Origin of the sequence: Bacillus sp. C28GYM-DRY-1 (assembly GCF_030519405.1) — a bacterium.
Lineage (GTDB): Bacteria > Bacillota > Bacilli > Bacillales > Bacillaceae > Bacillus > Bacillus spizizenii_A.
Genome location: NZ_JAUMKF010000038.1, coordinates 1 through 10,626, shown reverse-complemented (window position 1 = coordinate 10,626; position 10,626 = coordinate 1). Strand labels below are relative to the sequence as shown.

Sequence of the window (10,626 nt, the reverse complement as noted above, 5' to 3'; positions counted from 1 at the left end):
ACCTAGCCAAGCGGAGCTAGGTATGCGGGAGCTCTTTTTCTGTTTTTGAAATCAGCTGAATATCCAAAAAAACAGCGTAAAACAAAAAAAGCTTGTAGAAAAACATCGTTTTCTCTACAAGCTGAGCCTCAACCCTAGCGGTTGAGGCTTTTGACTGGTTTGACGCCTAAATGGTCGATAAACCTGCTGAAGGCCTGTTTTCCTTCCGTTGTCTGTTTAAATACACCGGCGTGTTCAAGAATGCGCGCGAACACATGTCCAAGCTCTTCTTTTATGACTAGATCGGCATTCTCTTTTGTTATCGTTCTTTTTTCCGTAATCCGAAGAGCCCACTCCTTATGTTTTGCTGTGAGCGGATTTTGTTCTAAAGCTGATTTCGGATCAGCAGAGCAAAGCGCCGCTGCCGTTTCTTTCATTTCTTTCTGTAAACGTCCCGGCAATATCGCCAATCCCATGACCTCAATCAGGCCGATATTTTCTTTTTTAATATGGTGAACTTCCTGATGAGGATGAAATATTCCAAATGGATGCTCCTCATCCGTCCGATTGTTTCTCAGCACGATATCGAGTTCATACAAGTCTCCCCTGCGCCGCGCAATCGGAGTGACCGTATTATGGGGCGTATCGCCTGTATAGGCGGCTATGCCGGATTTTTTATCGGAATAGGTTTGCCACGTGCGGAATATATGATCAGCAGCTTCTGCGACATGATCCGGCTTGTCTCCTTGGAGCCTGAGCACGGACATCGGCCACTTCACTAAGCCCAGCGACACGCCGGGATAATCATTTAATTCATAAACGTCTTCTGCTTTTGCTTGCGCCATCGGAAAATCGTGTGCCCCGCCTTGGAAATGGTCATGGCTTAGGATGCTGCCGCCGACAATCGGCAAATCTGCGTTTGAACCAATAAAGTAGTGCGGATATTGCCCGAGAAATGACAGCAGCCTTTCAAATGTTTTTCTGCTGATCTCCATCGGTTCATGCTCACCCTTTAAGACGATGCAATGCTCTGGATAATAGACATATGGCGAAAACTGCAAATACCATTTTTCGTCTTTAAGGATGACTGGAATGATTCTGTGATTTTGGCGGGCTGGATGCTTCACGCTTCCCTCAACCCCGACATTTTCTTTACACAGCAAACACATTGGGTAATTTGTCTGCGCCTGCTCTTTTGCAGCTGCAATCGCTTTCGGATCCTTTTCGGGCTTTGATAGATTAATAGTCATTTCCAACTCGCCATATTCGGTTGGCACCGTCCAATGAACATTTTTGGCGATCCTGTCAGACCGGATATAATAGACATCCTCCGAATATTGATAGAATTCCTTTGTAGCCTGTTTTGGGCCGTATAATGCTTTTGTTTCTTCAAACTTGCGTATGACCTCGGACGGAGCAGGTACAAAACATCCCATCAGCTTTGCGCTGAGCAAGTCACGGTATGTGTCTGTATCCGCTTCCATCCGGCCGGTTTCCGCAGCCCATTTGTAAATAGGAGCAAGCAAGTCCGGCAGGCTTTGTGCCTGCTTGATGCTAGTGTGAGAGACCGGCTCGGGATGTTTGATGCCCAACGCTTCATAAAGGCGGTTTCTCGTATACTCCCGATCCCAAATCGAAATGAGTTTTCGTTCCAGTCCATACTCCAGCAGCTGTTCCAGATGTTCACTAATACTCATGTGTCATTCCCCCTTTAGCTCTCTCGCTCCCTCTCCAATATCAGCGACATAAAATTCCGCTTTGAGCCCTGTTTTTTCTTGATATCTGTCTCCAACCTTTTGGATAAAATCATCAACAAACGCATCTTTTACAATGCTGATGGTGCAGCCGCCGAAGCCCGCTCCCGTCATTCTTGAGCCAATCACACCTTCGTGGTCCCACGCCGCAAACACAAGCTCATCAAGTTCAGGACATGTCACTTCATAATCATCCTTCAGTGAAAGGTGCGACTCCTTCATTAATCGCCCGATTTCATCTACATTATTTTCCTTGAACATATGAGCCGTCTTGATAGCACGGTGATTTTCGTATACAGCGTGCTTTGCCCGGCGTCTGTTCGTTTCAGTTTGAATTAAGCTGGAATGCTCGTCGAAATCAGAGGGCTTGATGTCGCCCAGGGAGGCAATATCAAGTGCTTTTTGCAGGTCAAGCAAGGCGTCATGGCACTCTTGGCGTCTCGTATTATAGCTTGAGTCTGCCAATGTCCTTTTTTTGTTCGTGTTCGCGATAACCAGCGCCAGGCCTGAGACATCGAGTTTGCTATATTCATAGTCCAGCGTGTCACAGTTCAGCAGCATCGCATGGTGTTTTTTCCCCATTCCGATTGCAAATTGGTCCATAATCCCGCAATTGACACCGATAAATGTGTTTTCCGCATGCTGAGCCATTTTTACAAGCTCAAGCGCATCCACTTCAGGATGAAAATAGCTTTGGAGTACGACTCCCATCAGCAATTCAATAGAAGCGGATGACGACAGTCCCGCTCCGTTTGGAATATTCCCTGAAAACACAATGTCAAAGCCATGGGGAACTGAATAGCCCCTTTGCTGAAATTCATACATGACGCCTTTCGGATAGTTCGCCCAATCATCTTCTTTTTGATAGCGGATATCGTCTAGGCTGCATTCCTTGATCCCTGCGTCTTTAAAGTTGTCTGAATACATCCGGACAACCCCGTCGTTTCTTTCTGCAACAGCAGCATATGTACCCATTGTCAGCGCGCACGGAAACACATGCCCGCCGTTATAATCTGTATGTTCTCCAATCAGATTCACTCTTCCAGGTGCGAAAAAAAACCGCAACTCCTCTTTTTCTCCGAATACACTTGCAAATATCCCCTTTAGCTCTTCCCGCATGTGCGCTCACCTTTCATTGTTTTATTTTTTTATTTCCCCTTATTTCTTCATTGAAAACTGTAGATCATACGCTGCTGTCCCCTGTTATACCCCTTCTTCTTTTGTTTTTTTAAAGACGAGCCATTTGCTTGCGACATAATTAACGACAACAATAACCGCGTTGTCTAGTATTTTGGCCAAGGTTTCATTTGTATTGAACTGGCCGACAAGAATGATCATCATGCCTAAATCTATGCCGAGAGACAGGACCCGTACGCTGAAAAAGGCAGTGATCTCTTTTATCAGACTCTGCAGGTCATGTGTTTTTTGCTGAAATACATATAATTTATTTGTTATGTAAGCAAACAGCACGGACAATATCCAAGCGGCGACAGTAGCGGCTTTGTAATCCATATTCATGATCTCTACCAATATATAAAAGCTGGCGATGTTTACAATGGTTGTGAAAACCCCCATTATGATATACATAATCATTTCTCTATACTTCACTGATGTTCCTCGCTTTCTGAAAAACTTTTCAAAATTCTTGGGCTCACGTGTTCACTGTCCAGAGTAAAAAAAACAGAGAATGCGTCTAAAAAGCTGCGGAATGTGGCGGGCTGACCCAATACATACGATTGTTTGAGGATTCCGTCGAGCACTGCACATATTATTTTAGCCGTATATTCCGGATCAATACAGGCGTCAATCAGGTTTCTCTCCCTCAGCCACTTAATATATAACGCATTTTCTTCCACCCATAATTCGTATAGCCCGACATAGGCCTTGCATTTCTGAAGGACTTTGTATGTTGGCATATTCATGGCAAATGAGGTAATCTCCCACGACGGCTTATTTATATAATAGGAATAAAGCAGCTCAGCTGCATGTTTTGCAGCCTCGTCCAATGTCAGCGGTTTCACTGAGACCTGTTCCATTTGATCAAGATACCCGATGATGATCTCTTTTTTCATCTGCCGTCTTTCGAAAAGTTGCTGCAGAAAATCATCCTTACTGACAAAATGAACATAAAACGCTCCTTTGCTGTATCCGGCTGCCCTGCTGATATCCTCTATAGAAACCGGATCATACGCTCGGTCAATCAACAAATTTAAGCCAGCGTCTATAAAACTTTCAAATGTTGCTTCTCTTTTTATTTGAAATTTGTTTTTTTTCATATTTTTCTCCAGGAAAATGATTACCCTTATCTTACAATGGATCAATCTTTAGCGGTATTTATTTCTTTGAAAGCTAGTACTATTCGGTTCCCCTGAGGTCATTTTTAATAGGCTGAATGATTTATTTTCATTTACATACTATCCAGTCAGTATTTAATTGTTTATTATTATAAATAAGATTCATTGGCTATATTAGTCTTTTTTTTTAGGAAATAGGTAGGTGGTTTTTCCTTCAGTTTGTGAACACCGAGCAACTATGTGTGAAATTTGTTGTACTCGCCTCATCATCGCGTCGGCTCGTCTTTATTGCCCGCATGTTGCAGGAAAACATTTTATACAATTGGAGGTTACTATGAAAACTCAAGTTAAAAAAGATTTGGACAAAGATTGGCATATGTTAATACAAGAAGCTAGATCCATTGGGTTAGGCATTCGTGATGTGAGGCAGTTTTTAGAATCTGAGTCAGCATTAAGAAAAAATAATCACAAAAAAACCGTCCGCCAAGACTAATCCGAACAGGCGGATCTATTACCTCTGGCTTTTCTATCATCTGATCTGAGTTTTCACCATATCCTCTATTCGAAAGCGATAGCTACGCCGAGCTTGAGGACAAACGGTGTGTCAGCTAACATAAGACAGACAGCCGGTGATGCGATCACCTCTTGGCACATGCATCGTCATAAAGAGGTGATGCGGACATCTATTAACCGGGCTCTGGTAAACTGCAGCTTTGCTGAGAACAAACTGCTTTTCGGTGAGGTTTTGAAAGCAAACGCGTTTATACACGGCCGAGCTGGAAAACCTTCGCCTGTCTTTATGCCGCTATGTTCACCTCTTTAAGTCGTCCTTCTCTTTTCATTCTCCAGAGGTCATTCAGCATAAATCGGACTTTCAGTACATACTTATTGGTGTACCTTTTTGCTTACGTTCTGCGAATAAAAGGAGGAAGGCCATGTACAAAGCTGATTACAAACAGATTGCTGCAACGCCGTCTTTTCAAGCTTTCTTAAAGCAGAAACGCGCTTTTATTGTTCCTTCTGCGATTTTCTTTCTTGTCTTTTATTTTTCACTTCCTGTTTTGACGTCTTATTTCACCTTTTTGAATGCACCGGCCATTGGAGCTGTTTCATGGGCTTGGCTGTTTGCCATCGCCCAATTCGCCATGACCTGGATCCTGAGTACGGTGTATTCCCGAAGGGCGGCTCATTTCGATCGTTATGTAAGCGCTTTAAATGAAGAACTGAAGGGTGAACAGACATGAATATGACTGCTTTTCTATTATTTTTAGCAATTGTCAGCCTGACGCTTGTCATCACATATTTTGCCGCGAGGAAGACGAAAACGACGAGTGAGTTTTATACGGCGGGCGGCGGGCTCACCGGTGTTCAGAATGGACTGGCAATTGCCGGCGACTACATGTCTGCAGCCTCGTTTCTGGGTATTGCCGGAATGATTGCGTTATATGGATTTGACGGATTCTTTTACAGCATCGGTTTTCTGGTGGCTTATCTCGTTGTCTTGTACATCGTGGCGGAACCGCTTCGGAATCTTGGGAAGTACACGATGGCAGACATGATTGCGGCTCGATTTAAAGAAAAGAAAATCCGCGGCGTCGCGGCACTCAATACCATCGCCATCTCTACTTTTTATATGATCGCCCAGCTCGTGGGGGCAGGTGCGCTGATCAAACTGCTGCTTGGGCTGGATTATACCGTGGCGGTTCTCATCGTCGGGGTGCTGATGACCATTTATGTCGTGTTTGGCGGCATGATCGCGACAAGCTGGGTTCAAATCATTAAAGCTGTTCTACTGATGGCCGGCACACTCGTGATTTCTATCATCGTGTTTTCGAAATTCGGATTTAACCTTAATACCATGTTTGAGCAGATGAAAACGGCCACTCCGCTTGGCGCTGATTTCTTAAACCCCGGAAATAAATACAAAGTGCCGCTTGAGACCTTGTCGTTAAACTTGGCACTCGTGCTGGGAACTGCCGGGCTTCCGCATATTCTGATCCGATTCTATACCGTTAAGGATGCCAAGACAGCCCGGACATCTGTTGTGTCAGCGACATGGATTATCGGTGTGTTTTATATTATGACGGTGTTTCTCGGCTTTGGCGCCGCTGCGTTTGTCGGTTCTGACGCGATTACGGCGGCTGATCAAGCGGGAAATATGGCGGCTCCGCTCTTAGCGAAAGCGCTCGGGGGAGATTTCCTGTTCGCGTTTGTATCAGCCATCGCCTTTGCCACGATTTTGGCAGTGGTGACAGGCTTGGTGCTATCTGCCGCTTCAGCATTTGCCCATGATATCTACAGCCAGATTATTAGAAAAGGAGAAGCAACTGAAAAAGAACAGATGAAAGCGGCCAGATGGGCTTCTGTCGCCGTGTCAGTCCTCTCAATTCTCCTGGCGATTTTTGCACAATCCTTAAATGTCGCATTTCTTGTCGCGCTTGCCTTTGCGGTGGCGGCCAGTGCAAACCTCCCCTTGATTGTGTTTACGGTCTTCTGGAAGAAATTCAATGCTACAGGCGCTTTGTGGGGCAGCCTGACAGGCCTGTTCAGCGCGCTTGTGCTTGTATCGATGAGCCCTAGTGTGTGGGACCCGTCCGGAGGTGCTATATTTATCGGAGATCCGCTCATTCCACTTTCTAATCCGGGCATTATTTCCATCCCGCTCGGCTTCCTCGGTGCATGGCTCGGAACGGTGCTGTCCTCAAATAAAACAGTTGATGAAGAGACGTTTGCGGAAATACAGGTGAAGGCACATACTGGCATTCATATGGAACAGGAGTAGAAGTAAAAAAGCTCTCTTGTATAGAGAGCTTCATCGACACGCTGAGGTCGGACTATAAAGATCCGACCTATTTTTGTCAACAGTCTGAGCTGTCCTTTATAGGACAGCCTTCAGATGGGATCACACTTATTTGCCCTTTTTATACGTTTGAATATCTTCATAAAACTTGCGTGCGGCATCCTCTGGATCCTCCGCCTGACTAATGGCGCTGATCATACTGACACCGTCGGCCCCCGCTTGGATAACAGGTGCGGCATTTTCAATTGTGATGCCGCCGATTCCCACAATTGGAATATCGATGCCTTGGCGGCGGACCGCTTCAATGAGAGATACACCTTGTACAGCCCTCGTATCCTTTTTCGTTTCTGTCGGGTAGATTGGCCCGAGTCCGACATAATCCGCGCCATCTTCTTCGGCTTGCTTCACCTCAGACATTGTATGGGTGGAAACGCCAAGGATCATATCACCTATAGCGTCTCTTACTTCTTTTGCGTTGGCGTCTTCCTGGCCGATATGGATACCGTCAGCCTTCAGTCTCAGAGCCAACTCCACATCATCATTGACAATGAAAGGAATACCGGCTTCACGGCAGGCTTCCTGCACGCTTTTAGCAAATTCAATCCGCGCCTCTCCTGTCAGCGAATCCCCGCCCTTTTCACGAAACTGGTACAGAGTGGCGCCGCCTTTTAACGCTTTTTGTACGACCGTGACAGGATCGGCTTTCGTATTGTTTGACCCCATTATGAAGTAAACAGATAATAACTCTTTCATCATTTCCCGAGAAATACGTGTCATGAGACAGTCACCCTTTCTATTGTCGCCAGTTCTTGGACGTCTTGTTCAGTAATAGTTGAAAGCTTGTTCAGCAATTCAATTTGAAAGCTTCCCGGACCCTTTTCAGCTGTCTGCTGTGCGGCAAGCTGAGCCGCGACTCCATACGAAGAAATGGCAGTGATAGCCGCAAACATAGGATTTTCTTCCACAGCGCAAAACGCACCGACAATAGAAGTCAGCAGGCATCCGGCGCCTGTCACTTTCGTCAGCAGCTTGTGGCCGTTATGAAGGGTATATACGTTTGACGTGTCGGCAATCACATCCACTTCGCCGGTAATGGCAATGACTGTGTTTAGCTCTTGTGCCGCCTGCTGGGCCAGCCGGATGATGTCTCCTCCGTCTTCTCCCGCATCAACACCTTTGATCAGCCAATCGGTCACACCGACGGTATGGGCAATTTCCGCAGCATTTCCTCTGATTACGGAGAGGCGCACCTCACGAATGATGTCACGCGCAGATTGAGTACGGAACGGTGTTGCTCCGGCTCCTACAGGATCAAAAATGACAGGAACACCATGTTCATTGGCTGACTTCCCCGCTATGATCATCGCTTCAACTGCTTCCTTGCTCAGCGTTCCGATATTTAAAACAAGTGCACCTGCAATCTTCGCCATGTCGGCGACCTCTTCTTTCGCGTACGCCATAACAGGTGATGCGCCGAGGGCGAGCAGGCCGTTTGCTGTAAAATTCGTTACGACGTTATTGGTTATGCTGTGCACCAGAGGGCTATGCTGGCGGACAGCAGTAAGACGTTTTGCTGCTGATTGTGCATCCATGTTTGCATCATCCTTTACTCTCTTTTTTCGGGTCCCATAAATACGATTTCGTATGTTCGAGCCAGGCTCTGGCTGCAAAGGACAAGTAGCGGTCCTTTCTCCAAATAATGGCGAGGTGCCAAGGGATGACCGGATCGACAAGCGGAATGACTTTCACTTTTTCCGGGTCAAGTCCGCGGCAGATTCGTTCCGGCAATAGCCCAATTCCAAGGTTGGCTGACACCATCTCACTGATAAAATCCCATTGTGAGGTTTCATAAATGATATGAGGCCGAAATCCAGCTTTGATACATTCCGTCATAATTCGATTGTGCAGGACAAAGTCCTCCCTGAAGAAAATAAAAGGCTCGTCCTTCAATTCACGCAGCATGCACTCTTTTTCATCTGCCAGCCGGTGGGAAGGGTGAACGACAAGCATTAAGGTTTCTTTTACAATTGTAAACGAATGAAAGATGTCTTCGTTTGCAGGAAGAACGACGACGCCGATATCAAGTGAACCGTCCCCGACACCTTCTTGGACTTTTATAGAACCGTCTTCGACTAGCTGAAAGGTGATATTCGGATAGTTTTCACGGAAATCGCCGAGCACTCTAGGGAAAAATCCCGATCCGATCATCGGCGGCAGTCCAATCCGTACGTGCCCTTTCTTGACCTCCATAATATCATTTAATTCTGACGTCAGGTTTTGAAATGATTTAATAATTTCTTGCGCCTGCACATACATGCTCTGGCCGGCATCAGTCAGATCCACCTGCCTGCCGTTACGGTAAAATAGTTCTATTCCGAGTTCTTCTTCTAAATTTCTGATCATTTTTGATATCGTCGGCTGAGAAACATAAAGGGATTGGGAAGCCTTCGTAAAGCTTTTTAAACGGGCGACTTCCAAGAAATATGTTAAATGGCGGATATCCATCTGCTTCACCTCTTTCTATAGACAAAAGGAATACTTATTATTCTTTATATATATTTTACCTATAGAGAAACTTTATGTACAATATGAATATAAGGGAGGCATCAATATGAAAAAACTGTTGCTAACCGTTATTCAAATCGCTCTGTTATTTATATTTGCTCGGCTGATTAATTGGGTGACAGCCCTTCTTCATATAAATATTCCCGGCAGTATAATCGGGATTGTGATACTCTTCACATTATTACACTTTAACATCATCAAGCTTGAATGGATAGAGCTTGGCGCTGCGTGGCTTCTCGGGGAGCTGCTTTTATTTTTTATCCCGTCTGCCGTCGGAGTGATTGAATACGGAGACATTATGTCGAAATTTGGTGTCAGCATTCTGCTTGTTGTCATCATCAGCACGTTTGTCGTGATGGTGTCTACAGGAACGCTTACACAAATCATTGCAAAAAGAAAGGAGAAAAAACATACGTGTTCATCGGAATTGTAAGTTTGTTTTTAACGGTTTTGGTGTATGTAGGAGCAAAAAAGGTATATCAACGCTTTCCGCGTGTCTATACGTCGCCGCTATTAGTGACGCCCGCTGTGTTAGTCGGTCTGCTGCTGCTGGTGAATGTCCCGTACGAGTCCTATAATCTCGGCGGCGGATTGCTGACCGATATGCTTCAGCCGGCCACCGTGGCATTCGCGATCCCGCTTTATAAATATTTCCCTGTTTTAAAGAAATACGCCTTGGAAATTATTTTGAACGTGGCCGTCGGTTCATGTATCGCGATTATTTCAACCGCTCTTATTGCGAAATGGCTTCACCTCGGCACCGGCTTAATCGACAGCCTCGTCCCGAGATCAGTGACAACACCGATCGCTATGAACGTATCAGAAATGATCGGCGGAATGCCTGCCGTCACAGCCGTGTTTGTGATTTTGACCGCTTTGTTAGGCACAGTGATCGGGCCGATGGTCATCCGCTATTTCCGCATTGATAACGAAATTGCGCGGGGCGTGCTGCTCGGTACCAGCGCGCACGGAGCGGGAACGTCAAAAGCATTTGAGCTCAGCTCTGTGTCCGGCACGATTTCCAGCGTATCGATGATCTTAGCTGCGATTATGACGCTTTGCGCGGCGCCTTTTTTGCTTTCATTTATGTAAGAAAAACTGTCCTCTCGGGACTGACCCCATAAGATGAGACAAATAAAAAACACCTTCAAGTTTGAAAACGGATGATTGTTATCCGAAATTAGACTTGGAGGTGTTTTTTCTATGGGGACAAGAGTGAGTTATCCGGTTGAAG

13 protein-coding genes are annotated in these 10,626 nt (G+C 45.7%); 6 read left to right on the top strand and 7 right to left on the bottom strand.

Translation table 11 applies throughout. From position 1 onward, the window contains the following. Nucleotides 1-134 precede the first annotated feature (134 nt). From galT to Q3W56_RS20325, 4 genes are all read right to left on the bottom strand, one after another. Nucleotides 135-1,676: a UDP-glucose--hexose-1-phosphate uridylyltransferase gene (galT, locus tag Q3W56_RS20340; protein ID WP_302896680.1), complete on the bottom strand. Its 1,542-nt coding sequence runs from the start codon at nt 1,674-1,676 to the stop codon at nt 135-137. 3 nt (nt 1,677-1,679) lie between these two features. Beyond that, a complete protein-coding gene (locus Q3W56_RS20335; RefSeq protein ID WP_019716137.1) occupies nt 1,680-2,852 on the bottom strand; it encodes a galactokinase in 1,173 nt (390 codons plus the stop codon). 84 nt (nt 2,853-2,936) lie between these two features. Continuing rightward, nucleotides 2,937-3,320 carry a GtrA family protein gene (locus Q3W56_RS20330; RefSeq protein ID WP_019716138.1) on the bottom strand — a complete coding sequence of 128 codons (384 nt, stop codon included), beginning with the start codon at nt 3,318-3,320 and terminating at the stop codon, nt 2,937-2,939. A gap of 17 nt (nt 3,321-3,337) precedes the next feature. Continuing rightward, the gene (locus Q3W56_RS20325) at nt 3,338-4,009 is read right to left on the bottom strand and encodes a TetR/AcrR family transcriptional regulator (protein ID WP_302896679.1); all 672 of its coding nucleotides are present in this window, start codon (nt 4,007-4,009) and stop codon (nt 3,338-3,340) included. A 352-nt stretch (nt 4,010-4,361) separates the two neighbouring features. Between Q3W56_RS20325 and slrA the strand changes: the two genes are divergently transcribed. The 4 genes from slrA to Q3W56_RS20305 all read left to right on the top strand — a co-directional run bounded on the left by slrA (nt 4,362) and on the right by Q3W56_RS20305 (nt 6,809). Further along, nucleotides 4,362-4,520, top strand: a complete 159-nt coding sequence (gene slrA / locus Q3W56_RS20320; protein ID WP_019716140.1) for a transcriptional regulator SlrA — start codon at nt 4,362-4,364, stop codon at nt 4,518-4,520. A 108-nt stretch (nt 4,521-4,628) separates the two neighbouring features. After that, nucleotides 4,629-4,850: a hypothetical protein gene (locus tag Q3W56_RS20315; RefSeq protein ID WP_268399688.1), complete on the top strand. Its 222-nt coding sequence runs from the start codon at nt 4,629-4,631 to the stop codon at nt 4,848-4,850. Between the two features lie 112 nt (nt 4,851-4,962). Continuing rightward, a complete protein-coding gene (locus Q3W56_RS20310) occupies nt 4,963-5,271 on the top strand; it encodes a DUF485 domain-containing protein (protein ID WP_302896678.1) in 309 nt (102 codons plus the stop codon). Further along, the gene (locus Q3W56_RS20305; protein ID WP_019716142.1) at nt 5,268-6,809 is read left to right on the top strand and encodes a solute symporter family protein; all 1,542 of its coding nucleotides are present in this window, start codon (nt 5,268-5,270) and stop codon (nt 6,807-6,809) included. The genes Q3W56_RS20310 and Q3W56_RS20305 overlap by 4 nt, the downstream gene beginning before the upstream one ends. 126 nt (nt 6,810-6,935) lie before the next feature. Here Q3W56_RS20305 and thiE read toward each other — a convergent pair whose 3' ends face one another. Genes thiE through cidR form a run of 3 tightly spaced genes read right to left on the bottom strand, consistent with a single transcriptional unit; the run spans nt 6,936 to nt 9,332 of the window. After that, the gene (thiE, locus tag Q3W56_RS20300) at nt 6,936-7,604 is read right to left on the bottom strand and encodes a thiamine phosphate synthase (protein WP_302896677.1); all 669 of its coding nucleotides are present in this window, start codon (nt 7,602-7,604) and stop codon (nt 6,936-6,938) included. Continuing rightward, nucleotides 7,601-8,419, bottom strand: a complete 819-nt coding sequence (gene thiM / locus Q3W56_RS20295; protein WP_302896676.1) for a hydroxyethylthiazole kinase — start codon at nt 8,417-8,419, stop codon at nt 7,601-7,603. Before thiM ends, thiE begins: the two co-directional genes overlap by 4 nt. A gap of 7 nt (nt 8,420-8,426) precedes the next feature. After that, on the bottom strand, nt 8,427-9,332 hold the full coding sequence (gene cidR, locus Q3W56_RS20290) for a cidABC operon transcriptional activator CidR (RefSeq protein WP_019716147.1): 906 nt from the start codon (nt 9,330-9,332) through the stop codon (nt 8,427-8,429). 106 nt (nt 9,333-9,438) lie between these two features. On the opposite strand from cidR, the gene Q3W56_RS20285 reads away from it, so the two are divergent. Continuing rightward, a complete protein-coding gene (locus Q3W56_RS20285) occupies nt 9,439-9,825 on the top strand; it encodes a CidA/LrgA family holin-like protein (protein WP_015714922.1) in 387 nt (128 codons plus the stop codon). Beyond that, nucleotides 9,807-10,484 (top strand): CidB/LrgB family autolysis modulator, encoded by a 678-nt coding sequence (locus Q3W56_RS20280; RefSeq protein WP_302896675.1) that lies wholly within the window; start codon nt 9,807-9,809, stop codon nt 10,482-10,484. The genes Q3W56_RS20285 and Q3W56_RS20280 overlap by 19 nt, the downstream gene beginning before the upstream one ends. The last annotated feature ends 142 nt before the right edge of the window (nt 10,485-10,626 follow it).

Bases quoted from the DNA above. Each gene is read 5' to 3' on its own strand.
- Q3W56_RS20310 (WP_302896678.1), top strand. From the start codon at position 4,963: ATGTACAAAGCTGATTACAAACAGATTGCTGCAACGCCGTCTTTTCAA.
- Q3W56_RS20305 (WP_019716142.1), top strand. From the start codon at position 5,268: ATGAATATGACTGCTTTTCTATTATTTTTAGCAATTGTCAGCCTGACG.
- slrA (WP_019716140.1), top strand. From the start codon at position 4,362: ATGAAAACTCAAGTTAAAAAAGATTTGGACAAAGATTGGCATATGTTA.
- cidR (WP_019716147.1), bottom strand. From the start codon at position 9,332: ATGGATATCCGCCATTTAACATATTTCTTGGAAGTCGCCCGTTTAAAA.
- Q3W56_RS20335 (WP_019716137.1), bottom strand. From the start codon at position 2,852: ATGCGGGAAGAGCTAAAGGGGATATTTGCAAGTGTATTCGGAGAAAAA.
- galT (WP_302896680.1), bottom strand. From the start codon at position 1,676: ATGAGTATTAGTGAACATCTGGAACAGCTGCTGGAGTATGGACTGGAA.
- Q3W56_RS20325 (WP_302896679.1), bottom strand. From the start codon at position 4,009: ATGAAAAAAAACAAATTTCAAATAAAAAGAGAAGCAACATTTGAAAGT.
- Q3W56_RS20330 (WP_019716138.1), bottom strand. From the start codon at position 3,320: ATGTATATCATAATGGGGGTTTTCACAACCATTGTAAACATCGCCAGC.
- Q3W56_RS20285 (WP_015714922.1), top strand. From the start codon at position 9,439: ATGAAAAAACTGTTGCTAACCGTTATTCAAATCGCTCTGTTATTTATA.
- thiM (WP_302896676.1), bottom strand. From the start codon at position 8,419: ATGGATGCACAATCAGCAGCAAAACGTCTTACTGCTGTCCGCCAGCAT.
- thiE (WP_302896677.1), bottom strand. From the start codon at position 7,604: ATGACACGTATTTCTCGGGAAATGATGAAAGAGTTATTATCTGTTTAC.